The organism is uncultured Zoogloea sp., assembly GCF_937894855.1.
In the GTDB taxonomy this organism is placed as follows: Bacteria; Pseudomonadota; Gammaproteobacteria; order Burkholderiales; family Rhodocyclaceae; genus Zoogloea; species Zoogloea oryzae.
Genome location: NZ_CALAYQ010000153.1, coordinates 20,294 through 44,882 on the forward strand (window position 1 = coordinate 20,294; position 24,589 = coordinate 44,882).

The window sequence follows — 24,589 nt, forward strand, 5'->3', positions numbered from 1 at the left end:
TTGAGTACATTTTCACGAAACTTCCGACAAGTTTGTTTGCGAACCTTCCGTCCGATCCTCGGCAGTCCGGCCAGGAGATTCAGCGCGAGCGCGCAAGCACAAGAACGGAGACAGGTTCCCATGAAGATTCTCGTACCCATCAAGCGGGTCGTCGATTACAACGTCAAGATCCGCGTCAAGGCCGACCAGAGCGGCGTCGAGCTGGCCAACGTCAAGATGGCCATGAACCCCTTCGACGAGATCGCCGTTGAAGAAGCCGTGCGCCTGAAGGAAGCCGGCACTGCCACCGAAGTGGTCGCCGTCTCCGCCGGTGTCACCCAGTGCCAGGAAACCCTGCGCACCGCCATGGCCATCGGCGCCGACCGGGGCATCCTCGTCGAATCCGACGCCGACCTGCAGCCCCTGGCCGTGGCCAAGCTGCTCAAGGCCCTCGTCGACAAGGAACAGCCCACGCTGGTGATCCTTGGCAAGCAGGCCATTGACGACGACTCCAACCAGACCGGCCAGATGCTCGCCGCGCTCCTCGGCTGGCCCCAGGCCACCTTCGCCTCCAAGGTCGAAGTGGCCGGCGACGGCGTGCGCGTCACCCGCGAGATCGACGGCGGGCTTGAAACCCTCTCCCTCCCCCTGCCCGCCGTCGTCACCACCGACCTGCGCCTGAACGAGCCGCGCTACGCCACGCTGCCCAACATCATGAAGGCCAAGAAGAAGCCGCTCGACACCGTCAAGCCGGCCGATCTGGGCGTGGATGTCACCCCGCGCCTCACCACCCTCAAGGTGGTCGAACCCGCCGCCCGCAGCGCCGGCATCAAGGTGGCCGACGTGGCCCAGCTGGTCGACAAGCTCAAGAACGAAGCCAAGGTGCTGTAAGCGCCTGAAGAACACGGAGACAAAGAACATGCCCATCCTCGTCATCGCCGAACACGACAACGTCGGCCTGAAGGCCGCCACCCTCAACACCGTTTCCGCCGCCGCCAAACTGGGCGCCGACATCGAAGTGCTGGTTGCCGGCAGCAACTGCGGCGCCGCCGCCGAAGCCGCCGCCAAGCTGGCGGGTGTCGCCAAGGTCAAGGTGGCCGATGCCGTCGCCTACCTTGATCAAGGCGCCGAGAATCTCGCCGCGCTGCTGGTCGACGTGGTCAAGGCCGGTGGCTACAGCCACGTGCTCGCCCCCGCCACCACCTTCGGCAAAAACGTCCTGCCGCGCGTCGCCGCGCTGCTGGATGTCGCCCAGATTTCCGACATCACCGCCGTCGAATCGGCCGACACTTTCGTGCGTCCGATCTACGCCGGCAACGCGCTGGCCACCGTCAAGTCGGCCGATCCGGTGAAGGTCATCACCGTGCGCACCACCGCCTTCGACGCCGTCGGCACCGGTGGCAGTGCGACGGTCGAAGCCATCGCCGCCGGCCCGGATCTGGCCCAGAGCAAGCTGGTCGGCCGCGAGCTCACCAAGTCGGCCCGCCCCGAGCTGGGCGCCGCCAAGATCATCGTCTCGGGCGGCCGGGGCCTCGGCAGCGGCGACAACTACCGCGCCGTGCTCGAACCTCTCGCCGACAAGCTCGGCGCCGCCATGGGCGCCTCCCGCGCCGCGGTGGATGCGGGCTTCGTGCCCAACGATTACCAGGTCGGCCAGACCGGCAAGATCGTCGCCCCGCAGCTGTACGTGGCGGTCGGCATCTCCGGCGCCATCCAGCATCTGGCGGGCATGAAGGATTCCAAGGTGATCGTCGCGATCAACAAGGACCCCGAAGCCCCGATCTTCCAGGTGGCCGACTACGGCCTCGTGGCCGATCTGTTCGAGACCGTGCCGCAGCTGGTTTCCGCCCTCTGATCGTGCGTCGGGCGTTTGCCCGACACCCCGGAATCTGATCGAAGCAACGGCGTCGGGCGAAGGCCCGACCTGCGCCACGCCGACGCCGCACTCAACCGAATTCGCAAGGAACAACCATGAGCACGTACATCGCCCCCGTGAAGGACATGCTGTTCAACATGAACGAGCTGGCCGGTCTTGAAGAGATCACCGGTCTGCCGGGCAACGAAGAAGTCTCCATCGACCTCGTCGAGGCCATCCTCGACGAAGCCGGCAAGTTCGCGACCGAAGTCGTCGACCCGCTCAACGCCGTCGGCGACAAGCAGGGCAACAAGTGGAACAACGGCGTGGTGACCACCGCCGACGGCTTCAAGGAAGCCTATGCCACCTTCTGCGAGACCGGCTGGAACGGCATGCCCGCCTCCACCGAGTTCGGCGGCCAGGGCCTGCCGGTGACCGTGTCCACCGCGGTGCTCGAAATGTGGAAGTCGGCCAGCATCTCCTTCTCCCTGTGCCAGATGCTCACGCTGGGCGCGGTCGAAGCCATCGCCCACCACGGCTCCGACGAGCTGAAGGCCACCTTCCTGCCCAACATGGTCTCCGGCAAGTGGACCGGCACCATGAACCTCACCGAGCCCCAGGCCGGCTCCGACCTCGCTGCCATCCGCAGCAAGGCCGAACCCCGCGGCGACGGCACCTACGCCATCACCGGCACCAAGATCTTCATCACCTGGGGTGAGCACGACATGGCCGAGAACATCGTCCACCTCGTGCTGGCCCGCCTGCCGGACGCGCCCCCGGGCGTGAAGGGCATCTCCCTGTTCATCGCGCCGAAGTTCCTGGTCAATGCCGATGGCAGCCTGGGCGAGCGCAACGACCTGATCTGCGCCTCCATCGAACACAAGATGGGCATCCACGGCAGCGCCACCGCCGTCATGTCCTTCGGCGACAAGGGCGGCGCCATCGGCTACCTGGTCGGCGAGCCGAACCGCGGCCTCGAGTACATGTTCACGATGATGAACCACGCCCGCCTCAACGTGGGCCTGGAAGGCGTCGGCGTCTCCGAGCGCAGCTACCAGCACGCCCTGGCCTACGCCCGTGACCGCATCCAGGGCCGCATCGTCGGCGACAAGTCCGGCGAGAAGAAGCCCATCCTGCACCACCCGGATGTGCGCCGCATGCTGATGGACATGAAGTCCCGCACCGAAGCCGGCCGCGCCCTGGCCTACTACGTGGCCGGCTGCATGGACCGCGCCCACAGCCATCCGGACGCCGACGTCCGCGCCGCCAACCAGCGCCGCCTCGAGCTGCTGACCCCGGTGGTCAAGGGCTGGTGCACCGAGAACGCCCAGGGCATCACCTGGAACGGCGTGCAGGTGCACGGCGGCATGGGCTTCATCGAAGAGACCGGCGCCGCCCAGTACATGCGTGACGCCCGCATCATCACCATCTACGAAGGCACCACCGCGATCCAGGCCAACGACCTCATCGGCCGCAAGACCGCCAAGGAAGGCGGCAAGAGCATGCAGCAGCTCCTCGCCGACATCGCCGAAACCGGCAGCGCCCTGCGCAACTCCGGCAACGCCCAGCTGAAGGCCATCGCCGACGCCCTGGGCAACGGCATCGCCGCGCTGGACGAAGCCACCAACTGGCTGCTCGCCAACTACGAAGCCACGCCGCAGGCCGCCCACGCCGGCTCGGTGCCCTTCCTCAAGCTCACCGGCATCGTGGTCGGCGGCTGGCTGATGGCCCGCTCCGCCGCCATCGCCGTCGAGCGCCTGGATGCCGCCGACGGTGACTTCTACAAGGCCAAGCTGGCCACCGCCGCCTACTTCGCCCAGCACGTGATCCCGGAAGCCAACAGCTACCGCGACGCCATCGTGAATGGCGCCGAGTCGGTGCTGGCCCTGGAAGAAGCACTCTTCTGACGAAGCACGAATAAACCTACTGCGCGACCCGATCTCGCAACTGCGGTGCTCACCGTACGCATGTACGGTTGCGCTCCTCGTTGCGACCTCGGGCCGCTCCCTACGGTTTCTTCGCGCTCCGTCTGGAGAACGTACGAATTGATAGCAACAACGGAGAGCAGTAATGACGCGTGAAGCGATGGAATACGACGTGGTGATCGTCGGCGCCGGCCCCTCTGGCCTGGCCGCCGCGATCCGCCTGAAGCAACTGGCAGAGAAGGCCGGCCACGAGCTTTCGGTGTGCGTCGTCGAAAAGGGCTCCGAAGTGGGCGCGCACATCCTCTCCGGTGCCGTCATCGAGCCTCGCGCGCTGGCCGAGCTGTTCCCCGACTGGAAGGAGCGCGGCGCGCCCCTCAACACCCCGGTCACCGAGGATCACTTCTACTTCCTGTCCACCGAGAAGGCCTACAAGCTGCCCACGCCGCCCCAGATGCACAACGAGGGCAACTACATCGTCAGCCTGGGCAACGTGGTGCGCTGGCTGGGCCAGCAGGCCGAGGAACTCGGCGTCGAGATCTACCCGGGCTTTGCCGCCGCCGAGGTGCTGTACCACGAGGACGGCTCGGTGAAGGGCATCGCCACCGGCGACATGGGCGTCGAGCGCAACGGCGAACCCGGCCCCAACTACCAGCAGGGCATCGAGCTCCACGCCCGCCAGACCGTCTTCTCCGAAGGCTGCCGCGGCTCCCTCACCAAGGGCCTGTTCGAGCGCTTCCGCCTGCGCGACGGCGCCGACCCGCAGACCTACGGCATCGGCATCAAGGAACTGTGGGAAGTGCGCCCCGAGGTGCACAAGCCCGGCCTCACCATGCACACCGTGGGCTGGCCGGTGTCCACCGACGTTTACGGCGGCTCCTTCCTGTATCACCTGGAGAACAATCAGGTAGCCGTCGGCTTCGTGGTCGGCCTGGATTACAGCAATCCCTACCTGTCGCCCTACGAGGAGTTCCAGCGCTTCAAGACCCACCCGGAGGTCCGCAAGGTCTTCGAAGGCGGGCGGCGCATCGCCTACGGCGCGCGGGCGCTCAACGAAGGCGGCTTCCAGTCGCTGCCCAAGCTGTCCTTCCCGGGTGGCGTGCTGATCGGTGACACCGCCGGCTTCCTCAACGTGCCCAAGGTCAAGGGCACCCACATGGCGATGAAGTCCGGCATCGTGGCCGCCGACGCCCTGTTCGCCCACCTCACCTTCGAGGGCCAGACCGGCACCGAGTGCATCGCCTACCCCGAACAGCTCAAGCAGAGCTGGCTGTGGGACGAGCTGTACACCGTGCGCAACATCCGCCCGAGCTTCCGCTGGGGCCTGTGGGGCGGCATCGCCTACAGCGCCATCGACACCTTCCTGCTCAAGGGCCGCGCCCCGTGGACGCTGCGTCACCACGACGACCACACCCAGCTCAAGAAGGCCGCCGACTGCCAGCCGATCGTCTATCCCAAGCCTGACGGCAAGATCAGCTTCGACCGCCTCTCGTCGGTGTTCATCTCGGCCACCAACCACGTGGAAGAGCAGCCCTGCCACCTGCGCCTGAAGGACGCCTCGGTGCCGGTGAGCGTGAACCTCGCCCTCTACGCCGCACCCGAGACCCGCTACTGCCCGGCCGGTGTGTACGAAATCGTCGAAGACCCGAGCGGCCCGCGCATGCAGATCAACGCCCAGAACTGCCTGCACTGCAAGACCTGCGACATCAAGGACCCGACCCAGAACATCAACTGGGCCGTGCCCGAAGGTGGCGGCGGGCCCAACTACCCGAACATGTAAGCAGTAACCACGGCAAGACCGGGGGAGAACAGCACTCACCCCGTAACAACAACCACAACCTGAAAAACCCGCCGAATTCAAGGAGGAATCATGTCGGCAGACATCTACAAGAAGGTCCGTGCGAACCCCAAGTTCGCCGAACTCGAAGGAAAGCGCAGTCGTTTTGCGCTGCTCCTCACCGCCATCGTGATGGCCAGCTACTACGGGATGATGATGATCGTCGCCTTCGCGCCCGAGGTCATGCGCACCCCCATCTCGACCGGCTCGACCCTGACCATCGGCGTGCCCATCGGCGCCGCCATCATCATCGGCTCCTGGCTGCTGACCGGCTGGTTCGTCAACCGCTCCAACGGCGAGTTCGACACCATCAACAACGAGATCGTCCGGGAGGCCACCAAGTGATCCAGCGCAAACACCTCCTCGCCGCCCTCGCGGCCACCCTCGTCGGTGGCGCAGCGCTGGCCGCCGACGCCATGGGCGCAGCCCAGAAGCAGCCCCTCAACCTGACCGCCATCGGGATGTTCTTCATCTTCGTGGTGGCCACCATGGGCATCACCTACTGGGCCGCCAGCCGGACCAAATCCACCGCCGACTTCTACACTGCCGGCGGCGGCATCACCGGCTTCCAGAACGGCCTCGCGATTGCCGGCGACTACATGTCCGCCGCCACCCTGCTGGGCCTCTCGGCGATGACCTTCGCCAAGGGCCTCGACGGCTTCATCTACGCCATCGGCTTCTTCGTCGGCTGGCCGGTGATCCTGTTCCTGATGGCTGAGCGCCTGCGCAACCTGGGCAAGTTCACCTTCGCCGACATCGCCTCCTACCGCCTCGAGCAGGGCACCATCCGCACCTTCGCGGCCTTCGGTTCGCTCACCGTGGTGTGCTTCTACCTGATCGTGCAGATGGTCGGCGCCGGCCAGCTCATCAAGCTGCTGTTCGGCCTCGACTACGCCACCGCGGTGGTCGTGGTGGGCGTGCTGATGGTGATCTACGTCACCTTCGGCGGCATGATCGCCACCACCTGGGTGCAGATCATCAAGGCCTGCCTGATGCTCTTCGGCGGCACCGTGCTGCTGTTCCTGTCCCTCAGCCAGTTCGGCTTCAGCCTCGAAACTGCGGCCCAGAAGGCGGTTGAAGTGCACAAGGACGGCATCAAGATCATGGGCACCGGCTCGCTGATGGCCGACCCGATCACCGCCGTGTCCCTGTCGCTGGGTCTCGTGTTCGGCACCGCCGGCCTGCCCCACATCATGATGCGCTTCTTCACCGTGCCGAACGCCAAGGAAGCCCGCAAGAGCGTGTTCGTGGCCAGCGGCTGCATCGGCTACTTCTTCATGGTGGTGTGCGCCCTGGGCCTGATGGCCATCGTGATCGTCGGCCAGAACCCCGACTTCTACGAAGGCGGCAACATCGGCGGCAAGCTGATCGGCGGCGGCAACATGCCGGTGATGCACCTGTCCAAGGCCGTTGGCGGCAACCTGTTCCTGGGCTTCATGTCGGCGGTCGCGTTCGCCACCATCCTGGCCGTGGTTTCCGGTCTGGCTCTGGCCGGCGCCTCCTCCATCGCCCACGACATCTACGCTCGTGTGATCCGCAAGGGCACCGCCAGCGAAGCCGAAGAGATGCGTGTCTCCAAGCTGTCCACCATCGCCCTGGGCGTGGTTGCCGTGCTGCTGGGCATCATGTTCGAGAAGCAGAACATCGCCTTCCTCGTCGGCCTGACCTTCGGCATCGCCGCCTCGACCAACTTCCCGATCCTGATCCTGTCGATGTACTGGCGGGGCCTGACCACCCGCGGCGCACTCCTTGGCGGCCTCATCGGCCTGATCTCGGCGGTGAGCTTCGTGGTGCTGTCCAAGGCCGTGTGGGTGGTGGTGCTGGGCAATGCCACGCCGATCTTCCCGTACGAACAACCGGCCCTGTTCTCGATGCCGCTGGCTTTCTTCTTCACCTGGCTGTTCTCGGTGACCGACACCAGCGCCCGCTCCAAGATCGACAAGGCGGGTTACGACGACCAGTACGTGCGTTCCCAGACCGGTATCGGTGCCGCTTCGGCGAGCTCCCACTGAACACGGTCGGGCGCTCCGGCGCCCGACTACACAGAGTGTCTTCTCTTCTCCCTCCCAGGAGATTTTCACGGCGCCCCGCAAGGGCGCCGTTTTTTTGTCTACCGCCGCCAGCCTGAGCTGGCCAGGCGGCGCAGCAAGGTTTGTGCAGCGGCCATCCCTGCGCGCCAAGGCCGGCCCTCGATCCTGCCGCTGGCGCGGTCGCCACGTCGGCGCCGGCTTTCACCGCGCTGGACGGATGCCTCAGTCTGCCGCCGCGCAATCATTGCGCAGGCTAAAAAATCACCTTGCTCACACGGGAGAACATGATGTCGGCGCCCGCGTGGTCAATACACCGGCGTCGACATTGAATACGCGGGCGCCAGATATCAACGCCACCTGCGGCGCGATCTTCGCACCGGCACCGGATATCAATATCACCGCGCGACATTTCATCACGCCGGCACCAGACATCGATGTCGACGTCCGCGCGATCAATACACCGACGTCGATATTGATTACGCAGGGGTGAATGATCACCACGCCAAGACCGATATGAACCGCATCGCGACCGAGATCGTCGGCAAACACGGTCGAAGTGCAGGCGCGCACGCGTCGCCGCCTGTCCAGCGAGGCCGATTGGCGCAGCCCGCGGAGCAGCAGGACGCCATCGGCCCCCGGCCACCACGCGGAGGGGCGGTTGAAGTGACATGCAGCCGCGCCCGCGCAACCCGGACAGGCACGCAAAACCATACCCGGTAGACGCAACAAACCCCGGTCGCCTTGCGGCGAACCGGGGTTTGTCATTTCCGGGCCGACCGGATCAGCGATCCGGCCGGTGGATTCAGGGCTTAGTGACCAGACGCACCAGATGCACCGATACCGGTTTCGGAACGGATCAGCTGGGCAGCAAAGTCAGCACGTTCCTGCTGGGCGTTCGGGCTGCGGTCGAGCAGCGAGAAGATCCAGATACCCACGAAGCCGATGGTCATGGAGAACAGGGCCGGCGAGGTGTAGGGGAACGGAGCGGAACCCTTCGGGTTACCCAGGGTGGCAACCCACACCGAGTCGGACAGGACGGTCATCACCACGGCGCTGAGCAGGCCGAGGAAACCACCGATCACCGCACCCTTGGTGGTGCAGTCCTTCCACAGCACGCTCATGAAGAGCACCGGGAAGTTGGCCGAAGCGGCGATGGCGAAGGCCAGGGACACCATGAAGGCGATGTTCTGCTTTTCGAAGGCGATACCCAGGACAACCGCGATCACACCCAGGACGATGGTGGTGATACGGGAGACACGCAGCTCGGCGGCGGAGTCGGCATTGCCCTTCTTGAACACGGTGGCGTACAAGTCGTGCGACACGGCGGAAGCACCGGACAGGGTCAGACCAGCAACCACGGCCAGGATGGTGGCGAACGCAACCGCGGAGATGAAGCCGAGGAAGATGTTGCCGCCAACGGCGTTGGCCAGGTGGATGGCCGCCATGTTGCCGCCGCCCTTCAGGACACCCTTGGCATCCAGGAAGGTCGGATCGGTCAGCACGAAGCAGATGGCGCCAAAGCCGATCACGAAGGTCAGGATGTAGAAGTAGCCGATCCAGACAGTCGCCCAGCCCACGGACTTACGGGCTTCCTTGGCATCCGGCACGGTGAAGAAACGCATCAGGATGTGCGGGAGACCAGCGGTACCGAACATCAGCGCCATACCGAAGGAGATGGCGGAGATCGGATCCTTCACGAAGGAGCCCGGGCCCATGATGGAATCGCCCTTCTTGGCGGCCATCGCGGCGGTCACTTCGGCCACATCCTTGCCGGAGGCGGCAGCAGCGGTCGCGGCGTCGGCGATCAGCTTGGCGTCCTTGGCGGCGAGGGCGGTCTTGATCTCGACAGCCTTGGCGAACATCGCTTCCGGGCTGAAACCGAACTTGACGAGCACCATGAACGCCATGAACGACGCACCGGCCAGCAGCAGCACGGCCTTGATGATCTGCACCCAGGTGGTGGCGGTCATGCCACCGAAGAGCACATAAACCATCATCAGCGCGCCAACGATCACCACAGCCATCCAGTACTCGAGGCCGAAGAGCAGCTTGATCAGCTGACCGGCACCGACCATCTGGGCGATGAGGTAGAAGGCCACCACGACCAGCGTGCCGGAAGCTGCGAAGGCACGGATCGGGGTCTGCTGGAAGCGGTAACCGGCCACGTCGGCGAAGGTGAATTTGCCGAGGTTGCGCAGACGCTCTGCCATCAGGAAGGTGATGACCGGCCAGCCCACGAGGAAGCCGATCGCAAAGATCAGGCCGTCGTAGCCGTTGGCCATCACCGCGGCGGAAATACCCAGGAAGGACGCGGCGGACATGTAGTCACCGGCGATCGCCAGGCCGTTCTGGAAGCCGGTAATGCCACCGCCGGCAGTGTAGAAGTCGGCAGCCGACTTGGTCTTGGAAGCGGCCCACTTGGTGATGAACATCGTGCCGGCAACGAAGATGCCGAACATGATGATCGCGGTCCAGTTGGTGGCCTGCTTTTCGGCCTGACCGAGGTCGGCACCGGCAGCCAGGGCGGCACCGGAAGCCAGCACCGCCAGGAGGCCAAGGATAAGTTTGGAAGTACGCATCACTTGGTTGCCTCCTTGATGACCTGAGCCTTCAGATCGTCGAATTCGGTATTGGCACGACGGATGTAAATGCCGGTAATGATGATGGTGAACAGAATCACGCCAACGCCGATGGGAATACCAATCGACATCACGCCCGCGCCGGTCTTCTGGGCGAGGAACTCCTTGTTGAAGGCCACCAGCAGGATGTAGCCGTAGTAAACAATCATCATCAACGCAGTCATGATCCAGCCGTATGAATTGCGTTTCGAGACCAGCTCCTGGTACTTCGGATTTGCCCGGATGCGGTCGCCGAGGTCGTCTCTCATGTCTTTCTCCTCCTCTTCGAATTAACCTTGCTGGGCACCGTGGGGCGCCCTAAGGGTGATCGCAAGTTACCGGCGCAGACTTACGGTGAACTTACGTTCGCTTACAGCTGAGAAATCGCCTTAACAAGGAGCAAGAAGCACGCACAGAAAAAGAAAATCCCCGCCGGGCGGATTTCGCGGGGCGGGGATCTGGCGCGTGGACAGCAAAAAGCCCGGCATGGGCCGGGCTTCTGGGATGCGTCCGGAACAGCGTTGCCGCGTTCCGCAGCCCGGCTCCCGCCGGGCTGGTATCGACCGGGACTTAGGCCACCGGAACGATGTTGGCGGCCTGCTGGCCCTTCGGGCCGGTGACCACGTCGAAGGTCACGCGCTGGCCTTCAGTCAGGGTCTTGAAACCCTTGGACTGGATGGCGGAGAAGTGAGCGAACAGATCGTCACCGCCGTTTTCCGGGGTGATGAAACCGAAGCCCTTGGAATCGTTGAACCACTTCACGGTACCTGCTGCCATGATGAATATCCTTGAAAAAACGTTAAAACAGGGTTTTCCCCCTGGGAAGGGCGAAACTCAAGACGGCGGGGTGATGAAGGAAAGACTGCCGCAGGGCTGCGGGTACTGAACCAGACAACAACAACACTACTTGAAGATCGCGAGGTCGGACTGTGCACTGTATCGGCCACTAATGCAAACACTATTTTCGAAAACATGCCCGAAAGCCCGAAAAAATGTCAAAAAGGCGGGCTGCGACAATCCACCGCACACCCTCTGGCGCCTTCAGCGCGAGGCCTGGCGCCCGCTTCGGCGATAATCCGCCGACGCGTTTTCCTCCTCCCAGGCACACCGCCATGCCCTCTCCCGCCAGCCCCACCGATGCCCTGCGCCGCCTGATCGGCCTGCGCTGGCTGTCCATCGGGACGATGCTGGGCGTGCTGCTCTTCGTGCCCTGGCTCCTCGACATTCCCCTCCCCGGCGCCGCCCTGCTCCCGGTGGCGGTCACGCTGATCGCGATCAACGGCCTGTCGATGCTGCGCGCCGCCCGCATCAGCGCCATCCGCCCGGCCGAGCTGTTCGCCCAGCTATGCATCGAACTGGGCGCCTGGAGCGCCTTCCTATACTTCACCGGGGGCGCCACCAACCCGTTGATTTCGCTGCTGTTGCCACTGGTCGCGATCGGCGCGGCGACCCTCCCCGGACGGTGGGCATGGCTGCTTGCGGTGCTGGCCGTTGTGGCCTATTCGGTGCTGTGGGATTTCAACGAGCAGCTCGACATCTACGACTCGGGTCTCGCCGTGCATTGGCATCTGGCCGGCATGTGGCTCACCTTCGCCCTCTCGGCCGGGGTGATCGTGTGGTACGTGGTGCGCATGACCGCCGCCATCCGTCGCCGCGACCAGGCGCTGGCCGCGGCCCGCGAGTCCAGCCTGCGCAGCGAGCGCATCGTCGCCCTGGGCAACCTCGCCGCCGGCGCCGCTCACGAGCTCGGCACACCGCTGGGCACGATGGCCATCGTCGCCGGCGAACTTGCCCGCAACCCGGGCCTCGACGACGACACCCGGGCCGACGCCGAAATCCTCCTCACCCAGATCGCCCACTGCAAGACGATCCTCGGCGGGCTCACCCTGCGCGCCGGCAGCCTGCGCGCCGAAGGCGGCTCCACGATGGCCGCCGATGCCTGGCTCGCCGGCATCATCGAGCGCTGGCGCAGCCAGCGGCCCCACGTGCCGCTGGCCACCCGCATCGACTGCGGCGATCCCGCCCCCACGCTGGTGGCCGACACAACCCTCGAACAGGCCATCCACAACCTCATCAACAACGCCGCCGACGCCGATCCGGCGGGCATCGAATGCGAAGCTGGTGTCGACGACGCCGAGCTCGTCGTCCGGGTGCTCGACCGCGGCCCCGGCATGCCCGTCGACGAAGCCGCTCCGCGCAGCCCTGGCCAGGGCCTGGGCATCGGCCTGCTGCTGGCCGGCAGCGCCGCCGAGCGCTGCGGCGGCAGCATCCGCTTTGCGCCCCGCCCCGGCGGCGGCACCGTCGCCACCCTCAGCCTTCCTCTTGCCAACCTCCAGCCATGAACGCCCAGGACGCCCCCCACATCCTCGTCATCGACGACGACCCCGTCTTCAACCGCGTGCTCACCCGCGCCCTCGGCCAGCGCGGCTTTACAGTCTTCGGCGCTGCCGATCCCGAGAGCGCCCTCGGCCTCGCCCGCGAGCACGAGCCCGAATACGTGGTCCTCGACCTCAACATCGCCGGCAGCTCCGGTCTGCGCCTCATCGAGCCGCTGCTGGCGGTCAATCCCGACTGCCGCATCCTGGTGCTGACCGGCTACGCCAGCATCGCCACCACTGTCGACGCGATCAAGCTCGGGGCCACCCAGTACCTCGCCAAGCCGGCGGACGTGGATGCGATCCTGAAGGCGCTCTCGGCCACCGAGGTGGTCATCGACGACACGCCGTCGGCGGCGCCGATGTCGGTGGACCGGCTGGAATGGGAGCACATCCAGCGGGTGCTCAGCGAAAACGACGGAAACATCTCCGCCACGGCGCGTGCGCTTAAAATGCACCGACGCACCCTGCAACGGAAACTGGCCAAACGGCCGGTCAAGGAATGAAAGACAGCCACGACTCCACCGACCGCACCCGCCTCGACAAATGGCTGTGGGCGGCCCGCTTCTTCAAGCATCGCACCCTCGCCACCGACGCCGTCGAAGGCGGCAAGGTGCAGCTCAACGGCATCCGCGTCAAACCCGCAAAAGACGTCAAGATCGGCGATCGGGTAGAGATCCAGCTAGCCGAAGCCCGATTTACGCTGATCGTCACAGGCATCGCCGAGAAGCGCGGCAGCGCCACTGTGGCCCAGACGCTCTACGCCGAAACGCCTGAAAGCATCGCCGCCCGCGAAACGGCGCGGGAAGAACGCAAGTTCGCCGCCACGCCCGGCGCCGACCTTCACGGCCGCCCCACCAAGCGCGACCGCCGGCTGATCGGGCGCTTCAACAGCGGCGGCTGAGCCCCGTCACAAGGCCATCGCCAGCGCCAGCGGCAGGAAGGCCACCGCCAGCACGTTGCCGATCAGCACCATCGACGCCACCTTCTCCGGCTCCTGGTGGTAGCGCTCGGCAAACATGTAGTTGAGCACCGCCGGCGGCAGCGCGCCGAACACCAGCAGCAGCGCCCGCTCGCGCTCGGGCAGCGGCACCAGCCAGATCAGCACCACCGACAGCGCCATGCCGATCGCCGGCCGCGCCACCGCGCCGGTCATCCCGAGCCGGATCGCCGAGATGCGCGACTCGCTGATCCGCACCCCCAGTGCAAACAGCATCAGCGGAATCGAGATGTCGCCGAGCATCTTGATCGCCAGCATCGCCGGCTGCCACACCTCGATGCCGGCGATGCCCACCGCCAGCCCCGCCAGCGTGGCCAGCACCGAGGGCACGCGCCACACGCTCGCCAGGCGCGCGTGGTGATCGAGATACCAGGCGCCGAAGGTGAAATGGATGAGGTTCGACACCATGAACATCACCACCGCCGGCGCCAGCGCCTCCTCGCCGAAGGCCAGCACCGCCAGGGGCAGGCCCAGGTTGCCGCAGTTGTTGAACATCATCGGCGGCACGAAGGTGCGCGGCGCCACCCCGATCATCCGCGCCACGCCCCAGCCGACCAGCCCCGAGCCCACCACCGCCACCGTGGTCGCCCCCAGCAGCGGCAGGAACTGCATGATGTGGAAGGACTTGTTGGCCAGCGCGCCGAACACCAGCGCCGGCACGAACACATCCATGTTGAGCTTGTTGGCCTGGGACAGATCCGGCTTCGCCCGCCGGCCAACCAGAAAACCCACCGCGGTGATGGCAAAGAGCGGAAAGAGGATGGAGACGATGCGCAGGAGCATGGCGTTCAGGTGACGAGTTCTGGGGAGGTATCGGCGCCACTCTCCGGCGACGCTCGCCCGACGGTATACGCCATCCGACCCGTGAAATAAATGAGGGGCTACCCCGGTAGCCCCTCATTCGACAGCATCCGGATGAGCCCGGCGCAGCCTTACAGCACGTAGCGCGCCAGGTCTTCCCGCTGGGCCAGCACCTCGAGGCGCCCGTCCACATAGGCGGCGTCGATGGTGACGGTCTGCTCACCAGCCTTGCCAGCCTCGAAGGCCAGCTCTTCCAGCAGCTTTTCCATCACGGTGTAAAGCCGGCGGGCGCCGATGTTCTCGGTCTTTTCATTGACCTGGAAGGCGATCTCGGCGAGCCGGCGGATACCGTCCGGCGCAAACTGCAGCGTCACGCCGTCGGTGGCGAGCAGGGCTTCGTACTGACGCGTCAGGCAGGCGTCGGTCTGGGTCAGGATGCGCTCGAAATCCTCGACGGAGAGGGACTCCAGCTCCACGCGGATCGGGAAGCGCCCCTGCAGCTCGGGGATCAGGTCGCTCGGGCGCGACAGGTGGAAAGCGCCGCTGGCGATGAACAGGATGTGGTCGGTCTTGACCATCCCGTACTTGGTGCTGATCGTCGTGCCTTCGACCAGCGGCAGCAGGTCGCGCTGCACGCCCTGGCGCGACACATCGGCGCCGTGGCTATCGGAGCGGGTGGCGATCTTGTCGATCTCGTCGAGAAACACGATGCCGTTCTGCTCGACCATGCGCAGCGCTTCGAGCTTGAGCTCCTCGTCGTTCACCAGCTTGGCGGCTTCCTCGTCGGCGAGCAGCTTCATGGCCTCGCTGATCTTCAGCTTGCGGGATTTCTTCTTCCCGCCGCCGATGTTCTGGAACATGCTCTGCAGCTGGCCGGTGAGCTCTTCCATGCCCGGAGGCGCGAGGATCTCGGCGCTCATGCCGGGCACCGCCACCTCGATCTCGACTTCCTTGTCGTCGAGCTCGCCCTCGCGCAGTTTCTTGCGGAATTTCTGGCGGGTGGCGTTATCTTCCGGCGTGGCCGGCTCGGCGCCGAAGCCCACCGTCGGCCGGGCCGGCGGCAAGAGGATGTCGAGCACGCGGTCTTCGGCGGCGTCCATCGCCCGGTCGCGGCATTTCTTCATGGCCTGTTCGCGGTGGCTCTTGATGGCGATTTCCACCAGATCGCGGATGATCGTGTCCACATCGCGGCCCACATAGCCCACCTCGGTGAACTTGGTCGCCTCGATCTTGATGAAGGGCGCGTTGGCGAGCCGCGCCAGACGGCGGGCGATCTCGGTCTTGCCTACGCCGGTCGGGCCGATCATCAGGATGTTCTTGGGGGTGATCTCGCTCTTCAGCGGCTCCGCCACCTGGGCGCGCCGCCAGCGGTTGCGCAGCGCCACGGCCACGGCCTTCTTGGCCTTGCCCTGGCCGACGATGTGCTTGTCGAGTTCGGAGACGATCTCCGGAGGCGTCATCTGGGTCATTTGGGCACCCTTGGCGCTACGCGCTTTCCCGCCAGGCGGGAGATTTCGCCCTTAAGGCGGCTTTGCGGACTCATGGCTTCAGCACCTCGATGGTGTGGCATTGGTTGGTGTAGATGCACAGATCGCCGGCGATGGTGAGGGACTTCTTGATCACCTCTTCGGGGGCGAGCTCGGTGTTCTCGATGAGCGCACGGGCCGCCGACTGGGCGTAGGCGCCGCCAGAGCCGATCGCCACGATGCCCTGCTCGGGCTCCAGCACGTCGCCGTTGCCGGTAATGATCAGCGAGTTGTCGAGATCGGCCACCGCCAGCATGGCTTCGAGCCGGCGCAGGGCGCGGTCGGTGCGCCAGTCCTTGGCGAGCTCGACGGCGCTGCGCACGAGGTTGCCCTGGTGCTTTTCGAGTTTGGCCTCGAAGCGCTCGAAGAGCGTGAAGGCATCGGCCGTGCCGCCGGCGAACCCGGCCAGGATGCGATCCTGATAGAGCTTGCGCACCTTGCGGGCGCTGGCCTTGATGACGATGTTGCCGAGGGTGACCTGGCCGTCGCCGCCGAGGGCTACGTGCCGGCCGCGCCGGACCGAGAGGATGGTGGTGCCGTGATATTGTTCCATCGCACGGATGTGGGGACGAAAAAACGGATTACAAGCCCACTCCGCCCGCGGCGGAAACAGCGTGATCTGGCGGCGTCACGACGCCTGGGAGTGGAACGGAATCAGACGAAAAAAGCGCTGCGGACGAGGCCGGAAGGCTCAGCTGTGAAGCTCGATCCGGGCCACCTGATGAAGGCCCATCACCTGCATCAGCGCCGCGACCATCGAATTGACGCCGGTCAGCACGATCAGCCGCCCCTGGTTGTGGAGCTGGGAGATGATATTGAAGAGCATGCCGGCAGAGACGAAATCCATCCTCCGCAGCCGGCTGCAATCCACCTCGACCATGGTCTTGTCGGCGGCAAAACCGGTGATCTTGCGCAGCGTGTCGGTGTTGGGGCCGATGATCTCGCCTTCGAGCACATAGGTGCGGGCAGCGGTGGCGAGGGGCTCGGCGCCGGTCTGGCTGGCGGTGACCGTCAGGGGCGGCTCCCAGGACGGCGGCGACTCTTCGAAGGTCATCGCGTAATCCACGGCGAGCTCCTCGAAGCGATCCTGCTGATCGGTGTATTGCAGCACTTCGAGCAGGAGCAGCCACAGGGACTGGTTGGCGCGCTTGCCGGAAGTCACCAAACCGCTCAGCAGATTGACGAGATGGATCGCGCCACCCAGCGACAGCCGGACCTTGGCCCGGCGCAGGCCGCGCACCGCGCGCAGCAACAGCTCGGCACCGGCGTCATCGACACCGCTGAGGCGGGCAAGATCGATGCGCAGGGCACCGGCGCGCATCGCGATCTGGATCAACTGGGCAAACTGGGCGGCAGCCTGACCGCCGAGATGGCCGGACAGGTTGATCGTTTGTACCTTTGGCTCGTTACTGACCCGGGCCGACGGGGAAGACAGATCGCGCCAGGCCGGGGGCGAGCGCTCGAATTCGGTGGCAAACCCGAGGCTGAGGGCCTCGAAACGCTCCCGCTGGCCGGTAAGGCGCATCAGGTCAAGGAGCATCTGCCAGAGGTTGAAGCGGGCATCGGCGTTGATAGTGCCCTCTAGCGCGTGCTCGAGCACGCTGCGGGCTTCGTCATCGCCGCCGTGGGCAAACAGGATGGCGGCTTCTTCGGCCGGCGGAGCCATCTCGTCGACGCCCTCTTCCACGTGCACCTTGTCGGCACACTGGGCGAGGATGCGCTTGAGATCACCGCCGGCGATCGTGAAATCGAGGGTCGAGCTCTCGCTGCGGACGTTGCCGCCATGCGGCAGCCCGTTCAATGACATCTGGGCGCTTCCGGCGCTGGAAGCGCTCCGGGAACGGGGTGCGGTAGTTCCGGCAGGTGCAGGCTTCTTGCCGAAAAAAGGTAGCACCACTCCCATACCCTCCAAGTTACTTTTTTACGATTGACTAGGATATCACTCTACAAAGCACGGGCTCCGTGATTTACATCCTGTCGGATTTCACGCCCATCACCAAAACGAGCACCACGAAAAGCACCGCACAAACCGGCCCGAAAGGCTGGTCGAAACCCAGCGACACCGCAAACGCAACGCAGTACCCCGCCATTCCGATGACAGCCGAGAGCACCAGGCCCGATCGCCAGCCGCGGCCAAAACGGCAGGCCAGGAGCGGCGGCACGAAGACCAGCGCGAAGGCTGCCATCACCCCCAGGCTGACCGTCGCCAGCGCCACCGCGAGGCTGGCCAGCAGGTCGAAGAGCATCAGCCGCGGCCGCTCGTTGCGCCCCCGGGCCCGGTAGAACTCCGGAAAGAAGCGCGCCAGCAGCAAGGGCCGGGACAGCCAGGCCAGCAGCGGCACGATTACCGCCACGGCCAGCGCAGCGGCCACCAGATGACCTTCACCAGTGAAATATAGCTGACCGTCGAAGAGTGCGTGGCCGGCCTGTTCGGCCAGCGGATGATTGGCCACCAGCAGCACCCCGGCGCCCCAGGCGAGGAGCATCATCAGCGCGTAGGCGCCGGCCCCCGCTTGCGCGGCGACGCCTTTCACCAGCGCCGCGACAACGGCCGCCAGCAGGCCGCCGGCGATCATCGGCCAGTCGGCCACCATCGCCAGCAGCGCCCCGGCCGACGCCATCTGGGCAAAGGCCAGCGCCGCCAGCCATTCGTCCCGCAGGCGCAGGTACATGCCCACCAGCGGCAGCAGGCCAGCCAGCAGCAGGCCGGTGAAGAACGGCACCCGGAACAGCGGATCGAAGAGCAGATCGAAGCTCATGCGGGCGCCTCCTCCCCCACGTTCACCACCCGAGTGCACACCTGGTCGATGAAACTGTGGTCGTGGGAGACGATCACGATGCCCTGCGCCGCGTGGGCGTGGCCCAGCCAGTCCGACAGGAAAGCCACGCCGGCCTTGTCGAGGTTGTTGGTGGGCTCGTCCAGCAGGATCAGGTCGGCCGGCGCGGCGAGGCAGGCCCACAGACGCAGGAACTGCAGCTGCCCGCCGGAGAGCCGGTCGAGGCGCTCGTCGAGCCGGCCCGACAGCCACGCCGGCAGGCCGTCGGTCGTGGCGCCGGTGAGGCGCAGCAGCTCGCGACCGGTCAGCGGAATGCCGCGCAGGTCGTCAAAGCCCTGGGCCTGATGGGAGATCGCCAGCCCCGGCGCCTTCTCCACCGTGCCGCCAAACACCCGCACGCCACCCCACAGGGCCTTGAGCAGCGTTGACTTGCCGGCGCCGTTGGGCCCCGCGAGGCCGAGGATCTCGCCCCGGCGCAGCGCAAAATCCAGCGGCCCGGCCACCGGCGCGGCATAGCCGGCCACCAGACCGCTGGCGCGGATCAGGAATCCGGCCATGCCGCGCCCCCTTACTTCGCCCCGGCGAGCAGGCGCCGGAGGGTGTCGTCGAACAGCCCGAACAGGTCGGACGCCTCACTCGAACCGCCTACCGTGTAGGGCAGCACGACCACCGGGATCTTCGCCCGCTCGGCCATCCAGTCCGACGACGTGGGCCGGGCGTAGGCCGGGCGCAGGATCATCTTCGCCGGCGTGGCCTTCTGGCGTTCCAGCAGGCTGGCGAGCTGGGCACTGCCCGCCTCGACGCCCGGCTTGGGCTCCAGCGCGCCCAGCTCCTTCAGGCCCAGCCAGGCCGACAGATACGGAAAGCCCTTGTGCTGCACCCACACCGGCACGCCCCTGAGCGGCGCGGCGGCCTGCTCCCAGCGTCCCATCGCCGCCTTCCAGCGCTCGGCGAAGCGCGCGAAGCCCGCCTTGTAGGCGGCGGCGTTGGCCGGGTCCACCTGGGCCAGCCGGGCCGTCAGCGCCTCGCCCACCGCCAGGATGTTGCGCGGATCGAGCTGGATGTGGGGGTTGCCGCCGGGATGCACGTCGCCGTCCGCCCGGTCGAGGCGGGCTGGCACTTCCAGCAGGCGCACCGCCGAGGTCGCCTCGAAGTAGCCCGGCTGCCCCGGCTGGATCGCCGGATTACCCGACTCCCGCAGCACCAGCGGCAACCAGCCGATCTCCAGGTCGGCGCCGGTGGCCACCACCAGCTGGCTGCTCCGCGCCCGGGCGATCAGCGACGGACGCGCCTCGATGCGGTGCGGATCCTGAAGGGCGGTGGTGGCGGCCAGCACATTGACCTTGTCGCCCCCGATCTCCTTCGCCAGCGCCGCCCACTCGGGCACCGTTGCAAACACATTGACAGACGCCGCGGCCGGCAGGGCCGGCAGCAGCACGCACAGCAGCGCGACGACGCGCAGGATCATCTTGTCGATCATCTTCCGGCTCCTCAGAACTTGTGAGCACCGTGGGCGCCAAGACTCATCACGTACTGCAGCCACACCTGGTTGTCGGACTCGCCGCTGCGCGACTTGTCCCGCGCCACCTGCAGGCGCAGGCGCGAGAACTCCGACGGCGACCAATCCACCATCGCCGACTGGCGCGTCGGGTCGTAGCCGGCCAGGATCGGCAGCTCGGCGCTGGTCAGACCGCCCAGATCGACGTTGCCCGAGCGCAGCCAGTCGCCCCGCACGCCCACCCGCCAGCGCGGCATGAACTGATACACCGCCTGCAGGTAGGCGCCCGACTGGCGCAGCCGCGCCGCGTAGTCATTGCCGTCGCCCCCGTAGTTGATCGAACCCGATTCGGTGCGGCGCAGGTATTCGCCCTGCAGCTTGAAGTAGGTGTCGCGGCTGTTGCCGCCTGGCGCCCACTTGTAGATGAAATCGGCGATCCACGTCTGGCTGCGTCCCGAGAAGGCATTGGTGAAGCCGCCGTCCTCGAAGGCCCGCTCCTGCGGGTGGGTGCGCACGTGGGACAGGCCCGCCTGCCACGCCGACGACTCGCCGATGTCGCCGCCCACGTGGGCGAAGGCCGTCCACAGCCCGGCGCCGTTGGTGTGGCGCTCGGCCCCGGGGAACTTGCCGCCATTGGCCGCTTCGGCGCCGAACTCCATGAACAACGCGGTCGGCGCCACCCAGCGCAGCTGCACGCCGTCGTTCTGCAGGCGATAGCCGAAGAAGGCCTTGTAGGCCAGCGGCGCGTCGGTGAAATCCCACTCGTGGGGATGCTGCTGGTTGATGTAGCCGACGCCGGACAGGAAGCGCCCGGCCTTCATCTTGAGGCCGGCCGGCAGGGCCAGACTTTCCACGTTCACCTCTTCCACCTCGACGACGCCGGCGCCGTCGTCCTCGGCCAGCGAGAAACGCGCGTTGCCGCGGAACAGGTGGTCGATATTGGCGGAGAAGGCCAGCTCGGATTCGCCCAGGGAGAAGCCCTTCTTCGGTGGCCCGACCTCGCCGCCAGACGGGATGAAGCCGTCGATGCGGTAGGTGGACGGGTCGCGCTGCAGGCGGGTGAACTTGCTGTCGATGATCAGCGACACCGCCGGGTTGAAGGCGGACTCGCCCGCCGGGCGCTGGGGCGCGGGCTCGGCACTGGCCTTGGCCACGCTCTCGGCGCGAGCGGCCGTGCGGTCGGCCTCGGCCGCCACGGCCACCGCGGAGGCGCTACGGGCCTCTGCGTCGGCAAGCCGGCGCTCGAGGGCGTCGATGCGCTGCTGGTAGGTTTCGCGGAGTTCGCGCAGCTGGTTGCGGAGCTGTTTCAGGTCGGCTTCGGAAGCCGCGTCGGGGGCCGCCAGGGCGGCATGCGGCAACGCCGCGAGCGCCGCGCAGAGGGCGGCGGGTCGTACGAATTTCATGGAGAGTGCTCCGTCGGATCAGTTCGGATAAAGCAGCCGGCCGGCGCGCGTCTTGCCCTCGGGCAGCGACGGACGCCGGTCAGCGGTTCGGGAACGGGATCAGACGGAAGCGGGCGGCCCGCGACAGGGTGGGCAGGGCGCGCGCCGGGCCACCAGCACCACGGCGGGTTCGGCAAGCTGCGCGGGCGGGAGCGTCTCGACGACCAGCACGGCCGGCGAGGGAGGGAGGACAAAAGCCAGATCGGCCGCGGCCAGGCACAGCAGGCAACGCTCGTGACGCTCCGCCGCGGGCAGGCCGCCGGGGCCAGTCTCGCCGGTGGTCGCCGGCGTCGCGGCAAGAATGCCCGCACCGCGGCGCTCCGCCAGCCCGTCGCCCACGTGGCTGAGGGCGTGGGCGGCAGCGAACAGCTGGGCGCACACCAGCACCAGCGCCAGCACGCTGCGAAACAGCGGCGAGGCCCGGCGCGGCAGGCGGAAAGGCAGCGCGATGTGCCTCACGCCGCTGCCTCCGACGCGCAGAAGCAGGCAAACGCGTGGTCGACAATGGCGCGGTCGAGATCGCGGACGATGAACACCAGCCGGGTGGACCGGTCGTCATCCGGCCAGGCCGGCAGCGCGGCATCCGGGTAGCGCAGGTGATGGACGCACTGGATGACCCGCGGCGCGGCCTCGCCCCGCACGTTCACGATGCCTTTCACCCGCAGCAGGTGATCGCCCTTGAGGCCCTGGAGCATGTCGAGGGCCGTGGAGAAATCGCCCCAGCCCACGGGCTGGTCGATGCGCACCACGAAGGCGTGAGTGCTCGCGTCGTGACGGTTCGGGTCGCCCGCCGGACGCGTGCCGCGGCCCACCGGGGCATACGGGTTGCGGACAGCCCGGGCTGCGACGGCCTCGTCGGCCAGCCAGCGCGCCACGTCGGCGGATTTGGTGGCCGGGTTCCACAGGCCGCAATCGAGCACCGCAGAGGGCTCGACCACGCCGCCTTCGACGCGGAACTGGGCCGCACCCGGATTGAGCCCGGCGAGCGCCTCCGCCAGCGCATCCACGGCGTCGGGCGGCGCCTGGTCGCACTTGGTGATGATGAGCCGGTCGGCCATCGCGGCCTGCTTGACGGCCTCGGGTTGGCGGGCGAGCTGCCCGGCGCCGAACAGCGCATCCACCGCCGTCACCACGCCGTCGAGGCGATAGCGTTCGGCGATGAAGAAATCCTGCATCAGGGTGAAGATTACCGGCGCCGGATCGGCGAGGCCTGTGGTCTCGATGACCACCCGGGTCAGCGCGGGAAGCTCCCGGCGCAGGCGGCGCATGAAGACATCCTTCAGCGCCCGCGACAGATCACCCCGCACCGAGCAGCAGATGCAGCCGGATTCGAGCAGCACCACGTCCTCGTCGATCTTCTCGACAAGCAGGTGATCCAGCGGCACGGCGCCAAATTCGTTGACGAGCACCACCGTCCCGGCCAGCTCGGGCTGGCGCAGCAGGTGATTGAGCAGGGTGGTCTTGCCCGAACCGAGGAACCCGGTGAGCAGGGTGACAGGAATGCGGTTCGCCGGAGCGGTCATGGTGGGCCTGGCCGATCCGGCGAAACAGGGTGAAGCAGGAAGCGGGAACGGGGGGATTATTCCCCGTAAAGCTTCTGGGTGCGCTCGCGACGCTCCTGGGCGTCGATCGACAGCGTGGCGGTCGGGCGGGCGAGCAGGCGGCCGATCCCGATCGGGTCGCCGGTTTCCTCGCACCAGCCGTATTCGCCTTCTGCGATCCGCTCGAGGGCTTCCTCGATCTTCTTGATCAGCTTGCGTTCGCGATCGCGCACGCGCAGCTCGAGGGCGTGCTCTTCCTCGACCGTGGCCCGGTCGGCCGGATCGGCGACGATCTCGTTCTCGCGCAGGTTTGCGCCGGTGCTGGCAGCGTTCTCGAGCAGCTCTTCACGCATCTTCGACAAGCGCAAGCGGAAGAACTCGAGCTGCGCCGGATTCATATAGTCATCTTCCGGCATGGCCAGAATCTCGGCCTCGGTCAGCGTCTTGTCTTTGCTGGTAGTTGCAACCATCTCTTATTCCTCCCATGAATCGACTGTCGGGCCGGGATCCCGCGACATCCGCGCCGCGACATCGCCCATCTGCGACTCGCTGGCCAATGCACGAATCGCACCAGCCTGTCTCCAAGAGCGCGATTCTAGGCACAGGATTGCTGCAATTACAATGCGGCCAGCGCAATCGGCCCGCTCCTACCTACATTCTGAAACACTGAATCTACCGCGTTGCTTCGGATCAGGGCGAGTCGTGCGGTAAAATGTTGCGATGCATTTCACGAACGATCCCGCTCCTGCCGCGGAGAAGGCGTCCTTCACGCTGCCGGTGCGGGTTTACTACGAAGACACCGACGCCGGTGGTGTGGTTTACTACGCCAACTACCTGAAGTTCTGCGAAAGAGCCCGCACCGACTGGTTGCGGGCTATTGGTTTTGAGCAGGGCCGGCTCGCAGCCGAGCAAGGCGTCGTCTTCGTGGTGCGCTCCGTGAAGGCCGACTACCGCCAGCCCGCTGTCCTCGACGACATGCTGGACGTCGTCAGCCGGGTCTCCCGGCTCGGCCGCGCCAGTCTGATCTTCGACCAGCAGATCCAGCGCGAAGGTCAGCCCATTTTCGACGCCCAGATCACCATCGCCTGCATCGACAGCACCGCCAAGCGCGCCATTCCGATTCCTCCTGCCGTACGCGACCAGTTCGCCACCCTGGTTTAAACCGATGAACGTCACCGAAGACCTCTCAATCCTGTCCCTGATCGCCAACGCGAGCGTCCTCGTCAAGCTCGTGATGGCGCTGCTCGGCACCGTCTCCTTCATGTCCTGGTACTGGATCTTCCGCAAGTGGTTCCAGATCCGCGACGCCAAGCGCAAGACCGACCTCTTCGAACGCGACTTCTGGAGCGGCGGCGACCTCAACGCCCTGTACCAGAGCGCCGCCACCG

At 66.4% G+C, this 24,589-nt stretch carries 25 protein-coding genes and 1 pseudogene; 11 read left to right on the forward strand and 15 right to left on the reverse strand.

Going from position 1 to position 24,589, the window contains the following annotated elements:
• The first annotated feature begins 120 nt into the window (after positions 1-120).
• The 6 genes from Q0672_RS17375 to Q0672_RS17400 all read left to right on the forward strand — a co-directional run bounded on the left by Q0672_RS17375 (position 121) and on the right by Q0672_RS17400 (position 7,605).
• Positions 121-870 carry an electron transfer flavoprotein subunit beta/FixA family protein gene (locus Q0672_RS17375; RefSeq protein WP_153161944.1) on the forward strand — a complete coding sequence of 250 codons (750 nt, stop codon included), beginning with the start codon at positions 121-123 and terminating at the stop codon, positions 868-870.
• A gap of 28 nt (positions 871-898) precedes the next feature.
• Positions 899-1,834 (forward strand): FAD-binding protein, encoded by a 936-nt coding sequence (locus Q0672_RS17380; protein WP_298624274.1) that lies wholly within the window; start codon positions 899-901, stop codon positions 1,832-1,834.
• Between the two features lie 116 nt (positions 1,835-1,950).
• Positions 1,951-3,741, forward strand: coding sequence for an acyl-CoA dehydrogenase C-terminal domain-containing protein (locus Q0672_RS17385; protein ID WP_298624276.1), 1,791 nt, complete (start codon positions 1,951-1,953; stop codon positions 3,739-3,741).
• Positions 3,742-3,904: 163 nt separating this feature from the next.
• A complete protein-coding gene (locus tag Q0672_RS17390) occupies positions 3,905-5,536 on the forward strand; it encodes an electron transfer flavoprotein-ubiquinone oxidoreductase (protein ID WP_298624278.1) in 1,632 nt (543 codons plus the stop codon).
• 90 nt (positions 5,537-5,626) lie between these two features.
• Entirely contained in the window at positions 5,627-5,938 is a 312-nt protein-coding gene (locus tag Q0672_RS17395; RefSeq protein WP_194271234.1) for a DUF485 domain-containing protein, read from the forward strand.
• The gene (locus tag Q0672_RS17400) at positions 5,935-7,605 is read left to right on the forward strand and encodes a cation acetate symporter (protein WP_153161939.1); all 1,671 of its coding nucleotides are present in this window, start codon (positions 5,935-5,937) and stop codon (positions 7,603-7,605) included. The genes Q0672_RS17395 and Q0672_RS17400 overlap by 4 nt, the downstream gene beginning before the upstream one ends.
• A gap of 288 nt (positions 7,606-7,893) precedes the next feature.
• Here the strand turns inward: Q0672_RS17400 and Q0672_RS17405 are convergent, their stop codons facing one another.
• The 4 genes from Q0672_RS17405 to Q0672_RS17420 all read right to left on the reverse strand — a co-directional run bounded on the left by Q0672_RS17405 (position 7,894) and on the right by Q0672_RS17420 (position 11,018).
• Entirely contained in the window at positions 7,894-8,172 is a 279-nt protein-coding gene (locus Q0672_RS17405) for a hypothetical protein (RefSeq protein ID WP_298624281.1), read from the reverse strand.
• 260 nt (positions 8,173-8,432) lie between these two features.
• On the reverse strand, positions 8,433-10,202 hold the full coding sequence (locus tag Q0672_RS17410; protein WP_298624283.1) for a cation acetate symporter: 1,770 nt from the start codon (positions 10,200-10,202) through the stop codon (positions 8,433-8,435).
• Positions 10,202-10,510, reverse strand: a complete 309-nt coding sequence (locus tag Q0672_RS17415) for a DUF485 domain-containing protein (protein WP_153161936.1) — start codon at positions 10,508-10,510, stop codon at positions 10,202-10,204. The genes Q0672_RS17410 and Q0672_RS17415 overlap by 1 nt, the downstream gene beginning before the upstream one ends.
• Positions 10,511-10,811: 301 nt before the next feature.
• Positions 10,812-11,018 carry a cold-shock protein gene (locus tag Q0672_RS17420; protein ID WP_153161935.1) on the reverse strand — a complete coding sequence of 69 codons (207 nt, stop codon included), beginning with the start codon at positions 11,016-11,018 and terminating at the stop codon, positions 10,812-10,814.
• A 335-nt stretch (positions 11,019-11,353) separates the two neighbouring features.
• On the opposite strand from Q0672_RS17420, the gene Q0672_RS17425 reads away from it, so the two are divergent.
• The 3 genes from Q0672_RS17425 to Q0672_RS17435 are packed head-to-tail and all read left to right on the forward strand — an operon-like array spanning position 11,354 to position 13,520.
• A complete protein-coding gene (locus Q0672_RS17425; protein WP_298624286.1) occupies positions 11,354-12,583 on the forward strand; it encodes an ATP-binding protein in 1,230 nt (409 codons plus the stop codon).
• Entirely contained in the window at positions 12,580-13,122 is a 543-nt protein-coding gene (locus Q0672_RS17430) for a response regulator transcription factor (protein ID WP_284188862.1), read from the forward strand. The genes Q0672_RS17425 and Q0672_RS17430 overlap by 4 nt, the downstream gene beginning before the upstream one ends.
• Complete coding sequence (locus Q0672_RS17435; protein ID WP_153161932.1) at positions 13,119-13,520, forward strand: RNA-binding S4 domain-containing protein; 402 nt, start codon at positions 13,119-13,121, stop codon at positions 13,518-13,520. Before Q0672_RS17430 ends, Q0672_RS17435 begins: the two co-directional genes overlap by 4 nt.
• Positions 13,521-13,526: 6 nt before the next feature.
• Here the strand turns inward: Q0672_RS17435 and Q0672_RS17440 are convergent, their stop codons facing one another.
• The 11 genes from Q0672_RS17440 to dksA form a co-directional block, all read right to left on the reverse strand.
• Positions 13,527-14,399, reverse strand: coding sequence for an AEC family transporter (locus Q0672_RS17440; protein ID WP_153161931.1), 873 nt, complete (start codon positions 14,397-14,399; stop codon positions 13,527-13,529).
• Positions 14,400-14,548: 149 nt separating this feature from the next.
• Positions 14,549-15,886 carry an ATP-dependent protease ATPase subunit HslU gene (gene hslU / locus Q0672_RS17445; protein ID WP_153161930.1) on the reverse strand — a complete coding sequence of 446 codons (1,338 nt, stop codon included), beginning with the start codon at positions 15,884-15,886 and terminating at the stop codon, positions 14,549-14,551.
• A gap of 70 nt (positions 15,887-15,956) precedes the next feature.
• On the reverse strand, positions 15,957-16,496 hold the full coding sequence (gene hslV / locus Q0672_RS17450) for an ATP-dependent protease subunit HslV (RefSeq protein ID WP_298624292.1): 540 nt from the start codon (positions 16,494-16,496) through the stop codon (positions 15,957-15,959).
• Positions 16,497-16,634: 138 nt separating this feature from the next.
• The gene (locus tag Q0672_RS17455) at positions 16,635-17,750 is read right to left on the reverse strand and encodes an STAS domain-containing protein (RefSeq protein ID WP_298624294.1); all 1,116 of its coding nucleotides are present in this window, start codon (positions 17,748-17,750) and stop codon (positions 16,635-16,637) included.
• Between the two features lie 160 nt (positions 17,751-17,910).
• Complete coding sequence (locus Q0672_RS17460; RefSeq protein WP_298624296.1) at positions 17,911-18,702, reverse strand: metal ABC transporter permease; 792 nt, start codon at positions 18,700-18,702, stop codon at positions 17,911-17,913.
• Positions 18,699-19,277, reverse strand: a complete 579-nt coding sequence (locus Q0672_RS17465) for an ATP-binding cassette domain-containing protein (RefSeq protein WP_298624298.1) — start codon at positions 19,275-19,277, stop codon at positions 18,699-18,701. The genes Q0672_RS17460 and Q0672_RS17465 overlap by 4 nt, the downstream gene beginning before the upstream one ends.
• Positions 19,278-19,288: 11 nt before the next feature.
• Entirely contained in the window at positions 19,289-20,200 is a 912-nt protein-coding gene (locus tag Q0672_RS17470) for a zinc ABC transporter substrate-binding protein (protein ID WP_298624300.1), read from the reverse strand.
• A gap of 11 nt (positions 20,201-20,211) precedes the next feature.
• Positions 20,212-21,621 (reverse strand): TonB-dependent receptor, encoded by a 1,410-nt coding sequence (locus Q0672_RS17475; RefSeq protein ID WP_153161925.1) that lies wholly within the window; start codon positions 21,619-21,621, stop codon positions 20,212-20,214.
• Between the two features lie 99 nt (positions 21,622-21,720).
• On the reverse strand, positions 21,721-22,119 hold the full coding sequence (locus tag Q0672_RS17480; RefSeq protein ID WP_298624303.1) for a hypothetical protein: 399 nt from the start codon (positions 22,117-22,119) through the stop codon (positions 21,721-21,723).
• Positions 22,116-23,183, reverse strand: coding sequence for a GTP-binding protein (locus Q0672_RS17485; protein ID WP_298624305.1), 1,068 nt, complete (start codon positions 23,181-23,183; stop codon positions 22,116-22,118). The genes Q0672_RS17480 and Q0672_RS17485 overlap by 4 nt, the downstream gene beginning before the upstream one ends.
• 56 nt (positions 23,184-23,239) lie before the next feature.
• The gene (gene dksA, locus Q0672_RS17490; RefSeq protein WP_153161922.1) at positions 23,240-23,671 is read right to left on the reverse strand and encodes an RNA polymerase-binding protein DksA; all 432 of its coding nucleotides are present in this window, start codon (positions 23,669-23,671) and stop codon (positions 23,240-23,242) included.
• 250 nt (positions 23,672-23,921) lie between these two features.
• On the opposite strand from dksA, the gene ybgC reads away from it, so the two are divergent.
• Positions 23,922-24,362 (forward strand): tol-pal system-associated acyl-CoA thioesterase, encoded by a 441-nt coding sequence (gene ybgC / locus Q0672_RS17495; protein WP_153161921.1) that lies wholly within the window; start codon positions 23,922-23,924, stop codon positions 24,360-24,362.
• A 4-nt stretch (positions 24,363-24,366) separates the two neighbouring features.
• Positions 24,367-24,589: pseudogene (locus Q0672_RS17500) on the forward strand (protein TolQ); the annotation flags it as partial.

Bases quoted from the DNA above. Each gene is read 5' to 3' on its own strand.
- Q0672_RS17375 (WP_153161944.1), top strand. From the start codon at position 121: ATGAAGATTCTCGTACCCATCAAGCGGGTCGTCGATTACAACGTCAAG.
- Q0672_RS17410 (WP_298624283.1), bottom strand. From the start codon at position 10,202: ATGCGTACTTCCAAACTTATCCTTGGCCTCCTGGCGGTGCTGGCTTCC.
- Q0672_RS17435 (WP_153161932.1), top strand. From the start codon at position 13,119: ATGAAAGACAGCCACGACTCCACCGACCGCACCCGCCTCGACAAATGG.
- Q0672_RS17425 (WP_298624286.1), top strand. From the start codon at position 11,354: ATGCCCTCTCCCGCCAGCCCCACCGATGCCCTGCGCCGCCTGATCGGC.
- Q0672_RS17455 (WP_298624294.1), bottom strand. From the start codon at position 17,750: ATGTCATTGAACGGGCTGCCGCATGGCGGCAACGTCCGCAGCGAGAGC.
- ybgC (WP_153161921.1), top strand. From the start codon at position 23,922: ATGCATTTCACGAACGATCCCGCTCCTGCCGCGGAGAAGGCGTCCTTC.
- Q0672_RS17380 (WP_298624274.1), top strand. From the start codon at position 899: ATGCCCATCCTCGTCATCGCCGAACACGACAACGTCGGCCTGAAGGCC.
- Q0672_RS17390 (WP_298624278.1), top strand. From the start codon at position 3,905: ATGACGCGTGAAGCGATGGAATACGACGTGGTGATCGTCGGCGCCGGC.
- Q0672_RS17420 (WP_153161935.1), bottom strand. From the start codon at position 11,018: ATGGCAGCAGGTACCGTGAAGTGGTTCAACGATTCCAAGGGCTTCGGT.
- Q0672_RS17395 (WP_194271234.1), top strand. From the start codon at position 5,627: ATGTCGGCAGACATCTACAAGAAGGTCCGTGCGAACCCCAAGTTCGCC.
- Q0672_RS17460 (WP_298624296.1), bottom strand. From the start codon at position 18,702: ATGAGCTTCGATCTGCTCTTCGATCCGCTGTTCCGGGTGCCGTTCTTC.
- Q0672_RS17415 (WP_153161936.1), bottom strand. From the start codon at position 10,510: ATGAGAGACGACCTCGGCGACCGCATCCGGGCAAATCCGAAGTACCAG.
- dksA (WP_153161922.1), bottom strand. From the start codon at position 23,671: ATGGTTGCAACTACCAGCAAAGACAAGACGCTGACCGAGGCCGAGATT.
- hslV (WP_298624292.1), bottom strand. From the start codon at position 16,496: ATGGAACAATATCACGGCACCACCATCCTCTCGGTCCGGCGCGGCCGG.
- Q0672_RS17440 (WP_153161931.1), bottom strand. From the start codon at position 14,399: ATGCTCCTGCGCATCGTCTCCATCCTCTTTCCGCTCTTTGCCATCACC.
- Q0672_RS17385 (WP_298624276.1), top strand. From the start codon at position 1,951: ATGAGCACGTACATCGCCCCCGTGAAGGACATGCTGTTCAACATGAAC.
- hslU (WP_153161930.1), bottom strand. From the start codon at position 15,886: ATGACCCAGATGACGCCTCCGGAGATCGTCTCCGAACTCGACAAGCAC.
- Q0672_RS17485 (WP_298624305.1), bottom strand. From the start codon at position 23,183: ATGACCGCTCCGGCGAACCGCATTCCTGTCACCCTGCTCACCGGGTTC.
- Q0672_RS17470 (WP_298624300.1), bottom strand. From the start codon at position 20,200: ATGATCGACAAGATGATCCTGCGCGTCGTCGCGCTGCTGTGCGTGCTG.
- Q0672_RS17475 (WP_153161925.1), bottom strand. From the start codon at position 21,621: ATGAAATTCGTACGACCCGCCGCCCTCTGCGCGGCGCTCGCGGCGTTG.
- Q0672_RS17430 (WP_284188862.1), top strand. From the start codon at position 12,580: ATGAACGCCCAGGACGCCCCCCACATCCTCGTCATCGACGACGACCCC.
- Q0672_RS17465 (WP_298624298.1), bottom strand. From the start codon at position 19,277: ATGGCCGGATTCCTGATCCGCGCCAGCGGTCTGGTGGCCGGCTATGCC.